Annotated in this window: 19 protein-coding genes; 15 read left to right on the forward strand and 4 right to left on the reverse strand. The window is 55.8% G+C overall.

The window, feature by feature from the left end; all coding sequences use genetic code 11:
• The first annotated feature begins 16 nt into the window (after positions 1 to 16).
• The 15 genes from RGV06_RS10470 to RGV06_RS10540 all read left to right on the forward strand — a co-directional run bounded on the left by RGV06_RS10470 (position 17) and on the right by RGV06_RS10540 (position 11774).
• Positions 17 to 958 carry a ribose-phosphate pyrophosphokinase gene (locus RGV06_RS10470; RefSeq protein WP_019825119.1) on the forward strand — a complete coding sequence of 314 codons (942 nt, stop codon included), beginning with the start codon at positions 17 to 19 and terminating at the stop codon, positions 956 to 958.
• A gap of 140 nt (positions 959 to 1098) precedes the next feature.
• Positions 1099 to 1689 (forward strand): 50S ribosomal protein L25/general stress protein Ctc, encoded by a 591-nt coding sequence (locus tag RGV06_RS10475; RefSeq protein ID WP_019825121.1) that lies wholly within the window; start codon positions 1099 to 1101, stop codon positions 1687 to 1689.
• A gap of 166 nt (positions 1690 to 1855) precedes the next feature.
• A complete protein-coding gene (gene pth / locus RGV06_RS10480; protein WP_003439790.1) occupies positions 1856 to 2440 on the forward strand; it encodes an aminoacyl-tRNA hydrolase in 585 nt (194 codons plus the stop codon).
• Between the two features lie 23 nt (positions 2441 to 2463).
• On the forward strand, positions 2464 to 3564 hold the full coding sequence (gene ychF, locus RGV06_RS10485) for a redox-regulated ATPase YchF (protein ID WP_322149948.1): 1101 nt from the start codon (positions 2464 to 2466) through the stop codon (positions 3562 to 3564).
• 132 nt (positions 3565 to 3696) lie between these two features.
• On the forward strand, positions 3697 to 4770 hold the full coding sequence (locus RGV06_RS10490; RefSeq protein WP_019825126.1) for an FUSC family protein: 1074 nt from the start codon (positions 3697 to 3699) through the stop codon (positions 4768 to 4770).
• A gap of 235 nt (positions 4771 to 5005) precedes the next feature.
• Positions 5006 to 5923 carry a sigma-54 dependent transcriptional regulator gene (locus tag RGV06_RS10495; protein WP_322149949.1) on the forward strand — a complete coding sequence of 306 codons (918 nt, stop codon included), beginning with the start codon at positions 5006 to 5008 and terminating at the stop codon, positions 5921 to 5923.
• Positions 5924 to 6224: 301 nt separating this feature from the next.
• The gene (locus RGV06_RS10500) at positions 6225 to 6458 is read left to right on the forward strand and encodes a hypothetical protein (protein ID WP_322149950.1); all 234 of its coding nucleotides are present in this window, start codon (positions 6225 to 6227) and stop codon (positions 6456 to 6458) included.
• Positions 6459 to 6553: 95 nt separating this feature from the next.
• Positions 6554 to 6922, forward strand: coding sequence for an EscI/YscI/HrpB family type III secretion system inner rod protein (locus RGV06_RS10505; RefSeq protein ID WP_322149951.1), 369 nt, complete (start codon positions 6554 to 6556; stop codon positions 6920 to 6922).
• Positions 6923 to 6933: 11 nt separating this feature from the next.
• Entirely contained in the window at positions 6934 to 7707 is a 774-nt protein-coding gene (gene sctJ / locus RGV06_RS10510; RefSeq protein WP_046809093.1) for a type III secretion system inner membrane ring lipoprotein SctJ, read from the forward strand.
• The gene (locus RGV06_RS10515; RefSeq protein WP_048351299.1) at positions 7704 to 8276 is read left to right on the forward strand and encodes a hypothetical protein; all 573 of its coding nucleotides are present in this window, start codon (positions 7704 to 7706) and stop codon (positions 8274 to 8276) included. The genes sctJ and RGV06_RS10515 overlap by 4 nt, the downstream gene beginning before the upstream one ends.
• Positions 8254 to 8868 (forward strand): type III secretion system stator protein SctL, encoded by a 615-nt coding sequence (gene sctL, locus RGV06_RS10520; RefSeq protein WP_322149952.1) that lies wholly within the window; start codon positions 8254 to 8256, stop codon positions 8866 to 8868. The genes RGV06_RS10515 and sctL overlap by 23 nt, the downstream gene beginning before the upstream one ends.
• Positions 8869 to 8889: 21 nt before the next feature.
• Entirely contained in the window at positions 8890 to 9108 is a 219-nt protein-coding gene (locus tag RGV06_RS10525; RefSeq protein WP_048351297.1) for a type III secretion protein HrpF, read from the forward strand.
• Positions 9108 to 11141 carry a type III secretion system outer membrane ring subunit SctC gene (gene sctC / locus RGV06_RS10530; RefSeq protein ID WP_322149953.1) on the forward strand — a complete coding sequence of 678 codons (2034 nt, stop codon included), beginning with the start codon at positions 9108 to 9110 and terminating at the stop codon, positions 11139 to 11141. The genes RGV06_RS10525 and sctC overlap by 1 nt, the downstream gene beginning before the upstream one ends.
• Positions 11142 to 11179: 38 nt before the next feature.
• The gene (gene hrpT, locus RGV06_RS10535) at positions 11180 to 11341 is read left to right on the forward strand and encodes an HrpT family type III secretion system protein (RefSeq protein ID WP_275575806.1); all 162 of its coding nucleotides are present in this window, start codon (positions 11180 to 11182) and stop codon (positions 11339 to 11341) included.
• 34 nt (positions 11342 to 11375) lie between these two features.
• Positions 11376 to 11774, forward strand: a complete 399-nt coding sequence (locus RGV06_RS10540; RefSeq protein ID WP_048351296.1) for a type III secretion system chaperone — start codon at positions 11376 to 11378, stop codon at positions 11772 to 11774.
• Positions 11775 to 11795: 21 nt separating this feature from the next.
• On the opposite strand, the gene RGV06_RS10545 is transcribed toward RGV06_RS10540, so the two are convergent.
• From RGV06_RS10545 to sctS, 4 genes are all read right to left on the reverse strand, one after another.
• Entirely contained in the window at positions 11796 to 16010 is a 4215-nt protein-coding gene (locus tag RGV06_RS10545; RefSeq protein ID WP_322149954.1) for an AvrE-family type 3 secretion system effector, read from the reverse strand.
• A gap of 259 nt (positions 16011 to 16269) precedes the next feature.
• A complete protein-coding gene (gene sctU, locus RGV06_RS10550; RefSeq protein ID WP_019825148.1) occupies positions 16270 to 17370 on the reverse strand; it encodes a type III secretion system export apparatus subunit SctU in 1101 nt (366 codons plus the stop codon).
• A complete protein-coding gene (sctT, locus tag RGV06_RS10555) occupies positions 17367 to 18164 on the reverse strand; it encodes a type III secretion system export apparatus subunit SctT (protein ID WP_019825150.1) in 798 nt (265 codons plus the stop codon). The genes sctU and sctT overlap by 4 nt, the downstream gene beginning before the upstream one ends.
• A gap of 13 nt (positions 18165 to 18177) precedes the next feature.
• Positions 18178 to 18438, reverse strand: a complete 261-nt coding sequence (sctS, locus tag RGV06_RS10560; protein ID WP_019825152.1) for a type III secretion system export apparatus subunit SctS — start codon at positions 18436 to 18438, stop codon at positions 18178 to 18180.

Here is an 18438-nt window from a genome sequence, read left to right on the forward strand (position 1 = left end):
CCTTCAGGTACTGCGCGTGTCCAAGATGATGGTCTTTACGGGGAACGCTAACCCCGATCTGGCTCGGCGTGTCGTACGTCAGCTGCATATCCCACTCGGTGACATCTCTGTCGGCAAGTTTTCCGACGGCGAAATTACCGCTGAGATTAATGAAAATGTCCGCGGTAAAGACGTTTTCATCATTCAGCCGACTTGTGCTCCGACCAACGATAACCTGATGGAACTCGTCGTGATGGCTGATGCCTTCCGCCGCTCCTCAGCGACTCGTATTACTGCTGTTATTCCTTACTTTGGTTATGCCCGTCAGGATCGCCGTCCGCGTTCCGCACGTGTGGCTATCAGCGCAAAAGTTGTCGCTGACATGCTTACCGTAGTCGGCATCGATCGTGTTCTCACGGTTGATTTGCATGCTGACCAAATCCAGGGTTTCTTCGATATTCCTGTAGATAACATCTATGGCTCCCCAGTTTTGGTGGATGACATCGAAGATCAGCGCTTTGAGAACCTTATGATTGTGTCCCCGGATATCGGCGGCGTCGTGCGTGCACGAGCTGTTGCCAAGTCCTTGGGCGTCGATCTGGGTATCATCGACAAACGCCGTGAGAAAGCCAATCACTCGGAAGTGATGCATATCATCGGTGATGTCGAAGGGCGTACCTGTATTCTGGTTGATGACATGGTCGATACCGCCGGCACTCTGTGCCACGCGGCTAAAGCCTTGAAAGAGCATGGCGCTTCCAAAGTGTTCGCCTACTGCACACACCCTGTGCTGTCGGGTCGGGCAATCGAGAATATCGAAAATTCCATGCTGGATGAGCTGGTGGTGACTAACACCATTCCGCTGTCCGCAGCCGCACAAGCCTGTTCGCGTATCCGCCAGTTGGATATCGCACCGGTTGTGGCTGAAGCGGTTCGCCGCATCAGCAACGAAGAATCGATCAGCGCGATGTTCCGCTAAGGGCCCTGCCCTTCTCAGACATCACGTTGACGAAAAGCGCCCCGCCCCAGCAGCCTGTTGGGGCGGGGCTTTTTTGCCCATACCGTCCATAGCGCTGGTCGCAAACGCTAGGCCGGATGTGGTTATTTTGGAGATACAACATGAACGATTTTACTCTGAATGCTGAAGTGCGTTCCGACCTGGGGAAAGGTGCGAGCCGCCGCCTGCGTCGTCTCGCAAGCCTGGTTCCAGCTGTAGTTTACGGTGGCGAAAAAGCCCCTGAATCCATCAGCATGCTGGCTAAAGAAGTTGCCAAACTGCTCGAAAACGAAGCTGCTTACAGCCACGTTATCGAACTGACCGTTGGCGGCGTTAAGCAAAACGTGATCATCAAAGCTCTGCAACGTCACCCGGCTAAAGGCCACGTGATGCACGCTGACTTCGTTCGCGTTATTGCTGGTCAAAAGCTGACTGCAATCGTTCCAGTTCACTTTGTTGGTGAAGCTGCTCCGATCAAGAAAGGCGGCGAGATCTCGCACGTTGTTGCAGACATCGAAGTTTCCTGCCTGCCAAAAGACCTGCCTGAATTCATCGAAGTTGACCTGGCTAACGCCGAAGTCGGCTCGATCATTCACCTGTCGGACATCACCGCTCCTAAAGGCGTTGAGTTCGTAGCTCTGGCACACGGTAACGACCTGGCAGTAGCCAACGTTCACGCTCCACGTGTTGCACCAGAAGCAGACGCAGAGTAATTCATTACTCTGTCGTTGGAGTTTTGAGAAACATCGCGAGCTAACACGCAGCGAGTAAAGCGGACAAGATCGCGAAGTTTACTCATGTAAACCCGCTTTTTTGTCCGTTTTCGCCGCTAACCGTTAGCGGCGATGTTATCCACAACTCCATAGAAGGGCCCTTGTCGTGACCGCCATAAAACTGATCGTTGGCCTGGGAAATCCAGGCACCGAATACGAACAGACCCGGCATAACGCAGGGGCCCTTTTTGTTGAGCGTCTCGCGTCGGCAAACGGGGTAAACCTGGTTGCAGACCGCAAATATTTTGGCCTGACCGGGCGATTCAGCCACCAGGGTCAGGATGTTCGTCTGTTGATTCCCACCACCTATATGAACCGAAGCGGCCAAGCCGTTGCGGCGCTTGCCGGTTTCTACCGCATTGCGCCGGAGTCCATACTGGTGGCCCACGACGAACTCGACCTCCCACCTGGCGTTGCCAAGCTCAAACTGGGCGGCGGTCATGGAGGTCATAACGGGTTGCGCGACATCATCGCGCAGCTGGGAAACAACAATAATTTTTACCGTCTGCGGCTCGGCATTGGCCACCCAGGCGTCGCCAGCATGGTGTCCAACTTTGTTCTGGGTCGTGCGCCTCGCGCCGAACAGGAAAAACTGGACGCCAGCATCGATTTTGCCCTCGGCGTGCTGCCGGATATCCTCGCCGGGGAATGGAACCGTGCGATGAAAAACCTGCACAGCCAGAAGGCCTGACTCTACTCCTCGGGGAAAACACCATGGGATTTAACTGCGGCATCGTCGGCCTGCCTAACGTCGGCAAATCCACCCTGTTCAACGCCCTGACCAAATCCGGTATTGCGGCCGAGAACTTCCCCTTCTGCACGATCGAGCCGAACACCGGCATCGTGCCGATGCCCGACCCACGTCTGGACGCGCTGGCTGCCATCGTTAAACCTCAGCGCATCCTGCCAACCACCATGGAGTTCGTAGATATCGCGGGCCTCGTGGCTGGCGCATCGAAAGGCGAAGGCCTGGGCAACAAGTTCCTGGCCAACATCCGTGAGACCGATGCTATCGCTCACGTGGTCCGCTGCTTTGAAGATGAAAACGTGATTCACGTTTCCAACAGCGTTGACCCGAAGCGTGACATCGAGATCATCGATCTTGAGCTGATCTTCGCCGACCTCGACAGCTGCGAAAAGCAACTGCAGAAAGTGGCGCGTAACGCCAAAGGCGGCGACAAGGACGCAGTGGCTCAAAAAGCACTGCTGGAACAACTGATCGCACACTTCACCTTGGGCAAGCCGGCACGCAGCCTGATCAAGAACATGGATGCCGATGAGAAACAAATCATCAAAGGCTTCCACCTTCTGACGACCAAGCCTGTGATGTACATCGCCAACGTGGCTGAAGACGGTTTCGAAAATAACCCGTTGCTCGACGTGGTAATGGCCATTGCCGAAGAAGAAGGCGCAATCGTGGTTCCGGTCTGCAACAAGATCGAAGCTGAAATTGCCGAGCTCGAAGACGGTGAAGAAAAGGACATGTTCCTTGAAGCCCTGGGCCTTGAAGAGCCAGGCCTGAACCGCGTTATCCGTGCCGGTTACGAGATGCTTAACCTGCAGACCTACTTCACTGCAGGCGTTCAAGAAGTACGTGCCTGGACCGTTAAGGTAGGTGCTACTGCTCCGCAAGCCGCTGGCGTAATTCACACCGACTTCGAAAAAGGCTTTATCCGCGCCGAAGTTATCGCGTATGACGACTTCATCAAGTACAACGGCGAAGCCGGTGCAAAAGAAGCCGGTAAATGGCGTCTGGAAGGCAAGGAATACATCGTAAAAGACGGTGACGTCCTGCACTTCCGCTTCAACGTGTAAAACAGCACACGTCTAAAAAAACCGCGCTCAGGCGCGGTTTTTTTTGGCCTGGTATTTAGTGCAGGGCAAACCATCCCCCGGACAAAAGGTCTATGGTAAGTCTCAAGGCCACAAGACTGACCGGGAGTTTCAATGCTCGCCAAGGTGTTTATCAATCGTTTCACCACCCCTCTGATTCAGCGGATAACCTTTCGCTGGTCTTCCGCCTGGCGAGATGCGCTGGCCTCGGCAATCGCGGCCGCATTGGCCTGGGTCCTCGCCAAACATTTATTCGGCCATGTACACCCCGTTTTTGCGGCCATCAGCGCAGTGGTTTGCCTGGCACCAGGCCTGCCCAGTCATGGCAAACAGGCGATTGGTTTGATGGTGGGGGTGGCCACCGGGATTATCGTCGGTGACGCCGCCTTGTGGCTTCCGGATGATTACCCCCTGCTGCGGATTGGCTTTGCCACCTTCTCTGCAATCGCCATTGCGGCCTTGTACGGCCTGGGGGCCGTAGTACCGATCCAGGCAGGGGTTTCTGCTGTGCTGATGCTGGCTGTCGGCCCGGAGAGTGCCGGAGTGGTACGCATGCTTGATGTATTGGTCGGGGCTGGCGTTGGACTGGTCTTCAGCCAGGTGTTACTGACCCCCAACCCTATTGGTATCATTGACAGCTCGGCGAAAGACTTACTGGAAAAGCTCTCCTCGGGCTTCAGCAAAAGCTTGCAGGCACTCGAAGAAAAAAACGCCGATAAAGCCCAAAACGCCGTGCAGATTTTCTCCCGGGCCCACGACAGCCTGATTGCTCTGGAGAACGGAATCAGCATGGCTCGCAACACCGCACGCTGGACCTTGCGCGGGCGCTTTGTGTCACGCGAGGTCAAGGGCATTGCCAGTCGTTACGAACGCCACGCCGTTCGCTTGTATGCCAGTTCCCTACTGTTCTCTGAAGCCTTTGCCGATGCCTTGCGCAAGGAGCAAGGCCCGGCGCCAGCCTCACTGCACGAGCGACTGGCAAATGTCGCCTCAGGCTGTGCTTCGATCGCCAACGACAATGAGCGTCCCGTATTGATCCCGGTGTCTGCCAGTGAACTGGCCGACGCGGTGTCGGCCCCGTGGCAGCTGTGCTTGCAACACCTGAGTACGGTTGAAAGCGCCCTTTTGACCTTTGGCTTTACCACGCAAACCGAAAGCACTAAAAACGCCGAGAAAAGCAAACCCTAAGCACAAGCAAAACGCTTGAGCCCTCGGGCTCAGGCGTTAAATCACGCAGTTACTAGTACAAACTCCCACAGTTTCTATTTCTCTTAACCCCAGAAATACGGCCACTTCATGACTTGGCTTACCTATTCAATAGCACCAAGCTGTTTCCAGACGGGAAATACTCTACACAACTGTCTATCCGAGTTGGCTGTCAACACGGCTGTCTCAAAAAAGAAATATAACGAGAGTACACTCAATGGTGTCTTCCCATTCGAAAGACAAACATTATCAAACCTATCACTTCGAAGATCCCGAACTCGACGCCACCATCCACAGCACGGCAACACTTAATATCGATATATTGCTCCACGGAGAAACCGGCACAGGAAAAGACACACTGGCCGAGCAACTTCATTACTTATCCGAACGCCGAGGCCACTACGTTGCACTTAACTGCGCAGCCATTCCGGAGGGGCTGGCAGAAAGCCAGTTATTTGGTGTCACTCAAGGGGCATTCACCGGCGCACTGCAATCACGCCCTGGCTTTATAGAAGCGTCTGACAGAGGCACGTTATACCTTGATGAAATAGACAGTATGCCGCTGACCCTGCAGGCAAAATTACTACGCGTACTTGAAACCCGAGGGGTTGAACGGCTGGGCTCGACAAAGTTCATACCGGTCGACATGCGCGTTATTGCATCGGCTCAAACCTCACTTCCAACGTTGGTAGAACAAGGTCAATTCAGACGTGATCTTTACTACCGCCTCAACGTAGTCAACCTGCACTTACCGCCGTTACGTGAACGACGCGAACATATTATTCCATTGTTTTTGAATCTTATTCAGCGCGAGGCACACTACTTTAACTCGTCCATACCAGTGCCCAGCACCTCACTGCTTCAACGAGTGGCTTGCCACGATTGGCCAGGCAATGTCAGAGAATTGCGCTCCGCCGCCAAGCGCCTGGTATTGGGGATTCCCCCCCTGTGTTCATCTACCCGCGAACATGAAAACAGCACCCTGAAATTGAAAGACCGTTTACAGCAAATAGAAAAGCAGTTGATCGCGGACTCCCTGCGTCGCCACCGCCACTGTATAGACGCTGTCGTGCTTGAGCTTGGCATAGCCAAACGCACGCTCTATCACCGAATGAAACAACTTGAAATCTCCTGACCCACATTCATTGGAACTGCAGACTCCGATACTGACACTCAATACTTGAATCAATTAACTGATTCATCCCCTAAATCTCACACTTTGCATTTGGAGATAACATATGCTTTCTCTGCTAGCACCTCTTATATTGCCCCTCGCCAATAAAGTCATTGACTCGCTGGGCGGCATGGCCAAAAACCTGGTGGGAAACGTTGTAGACAATGCGGTATCACACACCAAAAACATCACATCGCACCCAACCCATACACCCCATAAAATCTCGTACTAGTTATCCAGCCATCATAGAGAGGCAAAACACATGTTTGGTATTGGCGGAATTATTGGCTCCCTTATCGGGAAGGGTCGCAACAATGAAATCGACCCGTTGGAAGCGTTAAAAGACTTCAACAAACAGGAAGCGTTGAAAAAGTTTTATGACACTAAAGAAAAAATTGAAACCGACAACAAAAGCGCAAAATTTAATGGGGTTATAGATTCACAAACCAAACAGGTCAACGCAATGACCGAACTCTCAAGAAAAATCACTGTTTAATCTTTAACACCGCCCCATCCCTGGATGGGGCATCTAACCGATCGGTGAGTACAGCAACTGGAATACGCGATTCCAAGCCGTCGTTTGAGGTTTAAATGAAAATTAACACATCACCCTCTGTCGCCCTAAAACCGTCGATCTCTTTTGAGGCCCCTTTTCATACACCTGCAATAGCCGATATCAACTGGTTCACCGCTTCATTACTCCCCTCTGCCACCCAAACACCTTACATCGCAACCTCCGACAGCCTAATCGCTCATCCGCTAAAGCAACGCTCGGCGTTATTGCAGGAGCTCTCAAACACTGCCGCGCGTGCCTTGCAAAAAGTCAGCACCAGCACCGATCCAATCGACATGCTCAAATCAACCCGGGCCATATCGGCATTTCACCTTGAGACGCTGTTGAGCGCCAAGATGATCAGCAAGACGTCACAAGCCATCGAAAAACTCACCAATCTGTCCTAGGCGGTAACCGCATGGTATCGCGCCTTCTCAGGAGCCTGTTATTGATGCTCGCGTTGTGTTTGACCGGTTGTGGCGAAAGCGTCGAGCTGCACAGCCAGCTTTCCGAACAAGAGGCCAATGAAGTCATCGCCGAACTGGCAGACAAACACGTCCAAAGCCAAAAGATCGCTACCAAAAACGGAGTCTCCGTGCGCGTAAGTGCGCAAGACATCAGCCGGGCCATAAAGACACTGGCAGCAGCCGGGTTACCCAAAGCCACTCGTTCGACACTGGGGGAAATATTTCGCAAGGAGGGGGTCATTTCTACGCCGCTGGAAGAGCGCGCCCGTTACATCCATGCCTTGTCACAGGAGCTCGAAGCCACGTTGTCGAATATTGACGGGATCATCGTGGCACGGGTGCATGTGGTACTTCCCGAGCGGGTAGCCCCGGGGGAGGCAGTTCAACCCGCTTCCGCTTCGGTTTTTATCAAACACGACTCAAGGCTTGACCCCGACAGCATTCAATCACGGGTACGCCGAATGGTTGCCAGCAGCATTCCGGGCATGGCCACGGCGTTAGACAACCCGCATAAAATCACCACGGTGTTTGTGCCAGCAACCGCCTTTCAAGACACGCAGCAATTGCTCTTCTTCGGCCCTTTTCTGGTGCCGAAGCAAGACCTGGGGTTTTGGAAAAAAACCTTCTACGGTGCGATTCTTGGGTTCCTTCTTGCGATCACTGGCCCGATCTTGTGGCTTAAGTTACGAAATAGAACGGCCCCCTCTAAAGAGGGCTCTGCATGAGCGACGCTTACAGCTGGGCTCAGTGGTGGGCCTTCCCGTGGCGCCACGCGCACCCGGACTGGCAGGCCCCAGACGTAGTCGCCTATGAAGCCGGACTGACCCGTAACCGGCACGCGGCCCTGAGCAAGACCTTTGCCATTGCCCCCTGCCTGCCCTGCAAGCCCACTGCCAGCCTGGTTTACCTGGCCCTGGCGCGACCGTCACAACACGACCGCATGTTGCAACTGGCCGACAACATTTGCCGGCCATTAGAGCCCAATCGGCTCGACGCGACACAGCGTCTGTGGTGCCAGCGTCTGGCCATGAGCTTGCACACCCAACGCTGGCTCAAGCCGACCGACGATACCTTGCAACTCCTGAGGGCTTGGGTCGCACCGCACGTGTGGTCGCGATTGCGACTGCGTTTTGCGCCTTGCCGGATCATGGCCATGGAGCAAATCCCAGCACCGGATATCTCTGCGGCCAAGCTTCAGGTGCTTTGGCAAGCGGTGCTCTGGTACGAGCAAACCTACAATCCAGACGCAGGTAGCACCGAGGTTCAGCTCAATGCTGTCACGACGCACCCTTAAACTGCGGCCCGGGGCCCCTGGACTGCACCAGACACTTATTACCCGTGAAAACCTCATCGACTGCGGCCAGGTCAATCAAGTACTTGCGCAAGCAAAGGCGCAAGCTGACGAACTGCTGAGCACTGCTCAAGCAACATCGCAGGCCCTGTTGAAAAAAGCCCACGGCGAATTCTGGCAACTGGCCAACGCCCAGCTTTCGCACTGGCAACTGGAACACCTGGCCCTGTGCAAGGGGATTGAGTCGAGCGCTTCAACAGTGGTCAACCAGACCTTGCGTCATCTATTCGATGAGGTGCCGCAACCGGCTCGTATCGTCGCCTTGCTTGAGCATTTGCTGCGCGCACAATGCCCGCCCGCGAACGCAACGCTGCGCTGCCATCCACAAGCTCTTGAACGTATTGGGCAGTGGCTCAGCACCCACCCCGACACGTCCTGGCAACTCCAGACCGATGAACGCCTCGACATTCAGGCTCTGGTGCTTGTCACCGTCCGTGAAGACCTGCGTATCGACTGGGCCACAGCCATCGAGGCCTTGTTGATACCTGCTTGCACCGATGGAACCGATGATGACGTAGCCGCCACTGAGTCGTGAATATTACTGATTGGAGGAAGTATGGCTTCGTTCGAAAGTGTCCAGCGCCGAATAGATACCCGTTTTGCCCAGGCCCAAAAAAACCTGGATGAAATCGCCTCGAACAATCAGACCGGTGTCGAAGACATGAGGCGGTTCTTCGAAGCGTCACGAAGCGTGGCGATCGCAACGTTTGCGATCACCGAGCAAACACGGCTCAAACACAGCCTGACCAAAAGCATTATTGATGCCGTGCAGTAATGATGGGAATCAAGCGCGCCAGCCAGATCGCATTGCTGACTTATCTTTTTATCTTAATGCCCCACGCCATGGCTGCAGTGCCCGATGACTGGAAAAAAACACCCTATGCCCATGAAGCGAGCAACCGGATGTTGCGCGATGTTTTGGAGGACTTCGCCCACACCGTTGGCCTTCAGCTACAGATCGACGGTTCATTGCAAGGCGTCGTCAACGGCAAGCTGCGCGCCGACACGCTGCCGGGGTTTCTGGATCGGCTGGGGCTGGAGCATCGCTTCCAATGGTTCGTCTACAACAACACGCTGTACATCAGCTCTCTGGACCAACAACGTTCTGCACGGTTGGAAGTCGCGCAAGACACCGTAGCTGACTTGAAAACAGCTCTGAGTCAGATAGGCCTGCTGGACGAGCGTTTCGGTTGGGGTGAGCTGCCCGATATCGGCGTAGTCCTGGTTTCAGGCCCCAGACGCTACATAGAGCAAATAAGACAGTTCAGCCGTAAACGGGCAGAGGCAACCAACAAACAGGATGTTCTGACCTTCGCGCTCCAGTTCGCCAACGCTGCGGATCGCCAGATCGACTATCGGGGCGAAAAACTGACAGTCCCCGGTATTGCCAGCCTGTTACGCGGGCTTCTCGATCCCAAATCTCCAACGTCATTGGCTCTTGAGCCTGACAGGACGTCCCCGATAGGCAGCCTCGGCGCCTCCTTCTCAAACACCTCTACAACCCCAGCGCCTAAAACCGCCCTGGCACCAACAAGCACAAGCAACATCCGGGTGGAGGCCGATGTGCGCAACAACAGCGTGCTGATCTACGACACGAATGAGCGACGGGCACTCTATCAATCCTTGATCGCCGAGCTGGATGTACCACGAAAACTGGTAGAAATAGATGCTGTGATTTTGGACATCAATCGCACTCAACTCAAAGAGTTGGGCGTGAATTGGGGGTTTCAGAACAGCCACTTTCGAGCCGGGACAGGCAATCTGTCAGGCAACAACCCCTCGACTGTAAACATTGCCCGGTTTGATCGTTTCGTAGCCGATGTGAAGGCCCTGGAGGAGCGCGGCCTGGCGACGGTGGTGTCCAATCCTTCGATCATGACACTGGAAAACCAGCCTGCCGTCATCGACTTTAACCGCACTCAATACATCAAAGCCGTCGGCGACGGAGTGGCAAACATCTTGCCGGTCACCACGGGCACCAGCTTCCAGGTCATCCCCCGGGTGATCGCAGCCAGTGGAGCCAATCAAATTCATTTGATCATCGACATTGAGGACGGCGCTTTTGCCAATAACGCCGGTCCCAATTCAACACCGGATGTGCGTCAAGGCAAAGTCAGTACCCAAGCGGTTATCAGCGAACAACAATCCCTGGTCATTGGCGGCTTTCATGTGGCAGAAGAAGCCGACAACCGCAATCAGGTGCCCTGGCTTGGGAGTATTCCCTGGCTGGGCAAAGCGCTGTTTTCTTCGACGCAGTCCACTAATAATCGCCGTGAACGACTGTTTATCCTGACACCACGGCTTATTGGCGATCAGACCAACCCTGTGCGCTACTTGCCGCAATCAGATCAGGCGGTGCTCGAAGCCGCGCTAAGCCCGTTGGCACGGCGTGGGGCGCAGCACCCGCCCGCCATCAATCGCACCGATGTCGCGCAAGCTCTGGCTCATTTGGTCACGGGCCGCATACCTGCCCATTTCAAGGCCATGCCGATGCCTGCCCGGACGGGTATTCGGTGTAATACGCCCGATTTCTTGAGGGTTGATCCCGACCGGCGCCAATGGTTCGAAAGCGCTCATTACAACGTCGCCGTCCTGGTTTTGCACAACCGGAGCCAGAGCCGCGTGCGCATCGATGAAAGTGAATGCAGCAATACCAATACCCTGGCGGTGAGTGTCTGGCCCCGCCCGTGGCTGGCCCCGGGAGAGCAGGCGGAAGTCTTTATTGCTACTCGACCGCCCGACCAGGATGAGCTGAAGGCGGTGCCTCGACCATCCTTGTTAACACCCGCACAGAGTGCCTCCCAATGATCCGGTTGTTCACTGTTGTCATGACCCTTGTCCTGGGGATGACGCTTCAAGGGTGTGCCACGAATTGCCAAGGTGATTCGTGCACACGCCCAGTGTCCAGCGCCGGCAACCTGGTGATCTGGTGGCCCACACACATGCGCAACGAGACAGGTCCTGACGCCCTACGGCCAGACCATCTGGTGGTTCTCCTTGAACAGTGATCCCAACCGCCGAACACTTCATAGGCAGAAATGAATGAAACAACACCCGTGCTCCCCTCAGCTACTGCTGGCAGCCCTGAGTCAGCATCTCAACGTCGACTTGCATCTGGAAAACGGCGTATGTGCATTGTTCGACAGTCAGGGGCTGGAGGTATGCGTGATCGAGCTCTTGCCCCAACACAGCGCTGCCTTGCTGCACTGTGCGGTGAGCACTCACCGCCCTGCCCCTGATCAAGACCGCCAGTTGCTCCGGCTCAACTTTCAACCCGACCTGCTGAACGGTTGCTGGTTGGCGCTGGACGCGGATGACAGCGTACGTCTGTGTGCCCAGTGCCCGGCCGAACGTTTAACGCCACCCGACTTTTGCCAATGGGTCTGCGGTTTTATCCAACAAGTGACCGACACCCGCCAGTTGCTGACCCAGCCTGCGTGAGCAGTCAGGCTGGCCGTATCGTTACATCAAGGGTCTGCGGCCATCCCTGATCTTGAGATCAAGCACCTCTGGATTGAACTCCGTTTTACCGGGCTCGCTGACCACATCCTTGAGCTTCATGCTGACCGGAACATTCTGGTCCCTGCCATATTCGAACTCGGTATTGAGAACCTTATGGGTATGGCTCAGCGCTGCACTGCTGCTGAATGACAAAACAGGCGTGGGCAACGCCATGCTATGGGTTCGGCTGGCCGTGTAACTCACACTCATGGTTTTGATCCGCAGGTTGTCCGGGTTTTTCAGCGCCTGTTGAACATCATATTCAGGGCTGCGGACATCCCCGACCTTGCTTTCGATCATCCGTAACACCTCGGGTTTGACCTCCAGCCCGATGCTCACGGAAGTGCCTTGGTTGCTCTTCAGGTCTTCAAGGGTGCGGGCCAGCTGTGGCTGACTCGCCAACAAGTGGAGAATGGCCGCCTTGTTCGCGGGAGCAACGTCGTTGAGCCACTCATCCTGCGCGCCACCGCTCAGCCCCACATAGGTCACCGTGCCTTCAACTGAACTCAGCTCGCGCTTGCCCTGTGCAATCAGTGCCTGCTGATGAAGAAGCTGCTGCAGCTGGTTCTTGAGCCCATGGTGTTCCTGGGGCCGTGTGTCCGGGACTGACTGTTGTTCCAATAGACGTTGCAGGCTTTGTAGTTGTTCGATCGGGAGACCCTCTGCCGGAACTCTAGCCAGCAATTGCTCCTTTAATTGCGGTGAATGGCTCGACAAGGCATCACGCAGATCATTGATTTTCGCCTGTTCAATCGCAACAGGCTGCTTGAAGGTGAAGCGCATGGCGCGGGCAGCACTGCGGTCAAAACTGACCGTGAGCGAAATATCAGACCCGGTGAACCCCACCAGAGTCGAGCCGCCAGAATCGACCTGGGCCAACGCGGCCGTGTTGGCTGGCCCCACCCCTGCCGATGCACTGCCTTTGGCTAACAGCTGAAAATTGTCGCCCCTCGCCCAGGTCATATCCTTCGCTCCTTGGGACACAGAGCGACTCTGATCAAAATGGGCCAGATTAAGTCCCCCGCCCACATTAATCACCGCCCGCACCAGCCCCGCCAGGGCATCTGAGTTTTCAGGCAGCAGAACATGGGCACGCCCCTGCACCAGAGCGGACACACTTAAATCCACGGTGTTTTTGGAGCGCTGACCACTTTGATGATTACAACCCAGGTCCAGTAGGTCGAAGACGTCTCCCTTGCGCCCCGCAAGAATCTCCATCGCCGCCGGCAAGTCAGCTTCCGTCACATCAAAGCTGACACTTGCACCCGTGTCCCGGGAGACAGCCAGGGTTGCCTCCGCCCCCACCCGAACTCCGGTCCCGAATGCGTCCCCCACGGGCATTAGCGTCACGCCACTGCCCAAAGAGGCACTGAGCCCGTGAGCCGTGCCACTGTTGATTTCAATAGTGGCGCCCGTATCCGTTCGACTGAAAATGACGCCACTCGCCTTGGCCCTCGAAACGCCTACAAACACTTCAAGCAGCGGCACAGGCAACATGCCTGTGGCAAATACTCCGGCCGCCTTGGTTTTAGTCCGGCTAGACGCGATGGATTGCCCGCTGTCCGATTGCTGAATGTGCTGCATCAAGACCTGTTTGATATCCCCCTTCCCGCCAATGCCCAAGGTTCGCGCTATATGGAAATGCAGCGCTGATCCGGGGTTGCTCAAGTCCTTGGCCAATAATTTGAAATTCTTATACAGCGTCTCCGCTTGCGCGAAGCTGTTGATCTGTTGCGACGCTTTCTTGTGCACAGGGCTGTCGTGATACGCCTGCATGATCACCTCCAGTGTCCCGCTGATCAGGGGCTGATCGGGGGGGGCATTTTCCAGCAGGGTGATCAGTTCGCCGAGCCGGGACAGTGTGCGGGCATGTTGAATCAAATCACTTTCTATCAGTGCAGTCGGGTTGCCCAGATCACGCTTTTGATCCCCGTGCCAGGGCGACAAGGAAACACCCTGTTTTTCATAACTGCGAAGCAAAGCGGCGGTGGTATTAGTGTTTGAGGGCGCGAGGTTTTCGAACGTCTGGCGCATTTGATTAAGACTGAACGCCGAGCGCTTCGCAGAGTGATCAACCGCCGCGACGGCCTGTTCCGGGATAACCCTGGCCCCCTTGATGTCACCCAGCCGGATAGCCAGAGACTCACTGTTTTTCTCGACCTGACCCAGTGCGTGCTTGAGGGCGCCAGCCAAAGCTTGCGTCGATTGCTGCTCACTCAAGCGTTCAAGACGCGTCGTCATGTTCGTGGTGCAGGGTGCTGCCTTCGCCAGCGCATCAAGTTGCCCGCGCAAGGCCCGATCATCGGCGTAAAGCCCAGCCAGTCCGGCACGTCCCTTGAAGTGATGCTGAATATCCAGGCCTATATTCTTAAGGCCTTCAAGGGGTTTTATGTGGGCGCCAATGCCGGATAAAAGCCCTCGATCACGCTCCAGACCTTCCGCTTTATGGCCTAGAACGGTGGAGGTCACAGCCCAGGCTGTGCCGTTGTTTTGGCTTTTGATTTCACCGCCACTCAACACTGAGTTCAAGGAACTATCGCCCGCTTTGGGCGGCGCTGGCGCTTCCCATTTCGGCTGCCCGTCGGGCGAGACGACCAACTGGCGAAATATTTCGCCCCAGCGATTTTGTTGAGGATCGTTTTCTCCCCAACTGGCAATCAACTGTTTATCAGGGCCCATGCGCAGTGATTTCAAGCACTCATTGCCGGGTAGCTTGACGGCTTCCCACGTTTTCGCTGTCGAGGAAGGACTTTGCCAGTGGGCTTTCTCCAGCTTGAGCAACTCCCCCGTTCGGCTCTGCGCGTAAAGATCTCCCCGGCGATCCAGCGCCAGTGCCTTAAGCGCTTTGGGCAGGGTAAAGGATAAGACCCTCTCTGCTCCGTCCACATGGGCATGCAGCTGATTATCTTGATCCAGGGTCACAAAGCGCTTGGCGTTTTCCACCGCAAAACCTGTGATCTGCCGTTCACCCTTGACGCTTGCCCCGCTGCTGAGGGTGACATGAGTGCGGGCGCCCTCAGGCGGTGCCAGGTCGTAACTAGCCTCCATGTACACAGAGCCACGACTTTTGTGTGTCGCCAGTTCCTGAAGCTGACCGGCTTGCAACACATAAGCACGACCATCCAGTCCCCGCTCCAGCTGGTCCACATTCAGGTGATCGGTCTTTTCCCATTGCTGTGCTTGCGAGTCCCAACACAGCAGTGTGTTGCCTTCTAGCGCAACCCTGCCCCGCTGGCCCAGATCAACGGCATTAGCGAGTGCTCGCAGCCCAGGCTCCGGCACCCCCTTATCAATAACCTTGAACAACACATCACTGAGGTTCCAGCCCGGCTCCTGAGAAGGCGTATCTGTCAGCGGAGCGCTGTGCAGCTGGTTGTGCGTGTCACGTATCAGGGCATTGAGCTGGCCAGCGTCGTCATGCATAAAACCTTTGATGCTGACGCCCCCCTTGTACAGAGACTCAAGTTTCCCGGCCGGTTCAGGCACCATGCGCAAACGCCCAGCCTGCGCGCTGCGCAGGTCCCCGCGCAAGAGTTCACCCTGGGCATTGGAGGCGTACAGCGTATCGCCCGACAGCCCAATACGGGTGAGTTGCACGGGCTTGCCCGATTCGCTGACAGGCACAAGATGCGTGCCGGGGGCTGTGGCATCCCGGCTGATCCGTAGTGAGAAACCCTCAGCCCAAGGTTCCAGGCTCACCTGTGTCTTGCCCTCGACACTCATGTCCCCGACACCCAGTGGCACCTTCATCAGCGCGCCTTCCCTGGTCAGGCCAAGACGACTGTAGGCAGCCTCATCCTTGTCGGGCAGCCAGCTTAAAGTCTGCGGTTCAAACCGATGCAGACGCTGCTCAACCAAGCGAAATTGGCGACCGTCATCAGTGGTGTGCACACCACTGATCTGCCCCAGGTGGGCACGGCCGGGATTGGCCAGTGGCAACGGTTGAGCCGCCAGGGTGCGGCTGCTTTTGAGCACCGCGGCAGCAGCAGGCGTGGACTGGATATGAAACACATTGAGCGTTTCGTCCAGGATCCGCAGCCCCTGGCCTTTACCTGTGTAGTCCGGGTCTTGCATAAAGCGTTTGGGCAACCGGTTGAGCTGGTGGGCAATGTCCTGCCCGGCGTGAGAGCCTTCGGTCATGACTTTGCCATCGGACAGTTGGGCGCTGAACGCCATTGAAGGCTGCCGATAGCTGCGAAACTGCGTCAATTGTGCAGGGGGCCTGCTACACCGTCCGCGCTGAAAGAGGTCGGAACACCACTTTGCGATGCTGCTCGAAGCAGGTTTTTGCTGGATGCCCGGGAGGGCGGGACGGGTTGCGTTCAAACGCATGTGCGCACGAACAGGATCTATGGGCACTAAGGGCATGACAGGCTCGACTCAATCGGATGATATCGATGAAGTGGCTTTAAACCCGGCCCCGGTTCCCTCTCGGTTAGCGACGGTCAAGCTCCGGCAGTTCAATGGTTTCACGCAGCGCGTCATCATCCAGTTCGCGCAGGGTGCGATAGATCAGCGCGACGGCCTGCAATGTCTCGCGGCCAATGCAACTGCCAAGCGCTTCGCGATACAGCGTACGCGCCAGCCAGACACACTGAACCACAGGTACCTGCGCAGCCTTGGCTCTGTCGATCATCTGCCGCGCGCGGGCATCGGTGCCTTTTTCAAGCAGCATCGGCAAGGGGGTTTGTGGCGGGCGGTAATACAGTGCCACAGCAAAATGAGTCGGGTTGACCAGCAACATGTCGGCCTCTTCCAGCGGCGGCAACGTGGGCGCATGCGCTTGCTGGGCCATTTCGTAAGCTAGTTGCCGGCGCATCATCTTGACGTGCGGATCACCCTCCATGCCCTTGTACTCCTTGATCACTTCGACGTAGGTCATGCGCATGCGCTTGGCAAAAAAGTACTTTTGCAACGCCAGATCCACCAGCGCCAGCACCAGCAACAATCCAAGGCACACGTGCAATAAATACCGGAACAAGGTAATCAACGCGTCGATATAGCCAGGCAAGTCGGCGTTGACCAACCCCACCAACGCGCCCAGTGACGGCCCTATGACAAGGTAAAGCACCACACAGATCAGCAGCGCCTTGATCAGGCCCGTGAGCAAGGTCATCAACGACTGAGCCGAAAACATCTGCTTGGCTTGATTGAACGGGTTGAGCCGATTGAAGTCAGGCACCAGGACTTCGGGAGCAAACAGAAAGCCGAACTGCAGCCAGCTACTGATCAACTTCATGACAATTGCCGTACCTGTCATCAACAAGGCAAAGCCAAAAAATACGTAGCCCGCCTCTGCGATGACCGCTTGCAGCGAACGGCTGAAGGGCTGCCCTATCAGGCTCACGGGCAACATCAATAATTGTTCGAGGCGTTGCATGCTGCTGTGAGCCGATAACAATGCAATTTCGCTGATGGCTGTCAGCGCCAGAAGCTTGCCAATGTCCTGGCTCTGAGCGACCTGGCCTTTTTGACGCTGGTCTTGCAGCTTTTTTTGGCTCGCGTCGTATTTCTTTTCACCCGAGTCGTCACTCATGGCGGCGGTACCTTGAACAACAAACCCAAGGAATGCCCAAGATCCCCCAACCGGCTCATGCGTTCCACAATCAGATCCTGCAACTGCGGCAGATAGAGCAACAGAAAGCACAGCCCTGCCAGGCTCTTGGCGGGCATCGATAACACGAATACCTGCAACTGCGGGCTGTAGAGGCTCAGCACGGCAACCGCGAACTCGACAATCAGTAGCAACGCAATAAAAGGAGCCGCGTAAAGCACCAAATGCGTAAAGGTGTCGCCCAGCAGCGTTAAATAAACGGCAAAGCCATCTGCCCCCGGAGCCGGGAACCAAAGCGTTGCAGGCCAGATCAGGTAACTGTCCCAGATCACCTGGGTCAGGCTGCCCAGCCCCAGGCTGACTATCAGCAAGAAGATACTCAACTGCTTGAACATGTGCCCAACAGGCGTGGCATCCGGCCCCAGTGAAGGGTTGAGTTGCCCACCGATCAAGGCGCCGCGCTGGTTGTCCAGCAAGGCGCCAACCGACTCGAACAACCAGAAGGGCATGGACAGCAACATCCCCAGCAAAAAACCCAAAACCGCTTCTTTAAGCACCAACGCGCCTATCGCGAGCAGGCTGTAATCCATGCCCGAAAGGGTGTGGTGAATGCCCGGCACAGGGATCAATGCCAGTGAAAAAACGATGGCATGCCGAGGCATCCCTCGCACATGCTGAAAGCAGAATGCCGGAATCAGATAAAAGCAGGGATACAGACGCGCCATGGCAATGGCGAGGCTGGGCAAGTACTCAAGGTAAGGTATTTGTAGCGCCATGCCAGGGCTCCAGTCACTGCGCCGTGCGCGCCGCCATATCGAAGGTAAGGCTGGTCAACTGGATCAATTCAACTCCGATCCAGCGCCCGGTCAGCGCCAGCGTAATTCCCACGGCTACCAGCTTGATACCGAACGGCAAGGTCTGGTCCTGTATCTGCATCAGCGCCTGGATCAATGAGGTCAACACCCCCACTACGACCGCCACAATCAGCGGCGGCGCAGACAGCACCACCACCAGCAACATGCCTTGCTTGAACAATAGGATCGGGTCCAT

Source organism: Pseudomonas sp. CCI3.1 (assembly GCF_034313985.1).
Taxonomy (GTDB): Bacteria; Pseudomonadota; Gammaproteobacteria; order Pseudomonadales; family Pseudomonadaceae; genus Aquipseudomonas; species Aquipseudomonas psychrophila.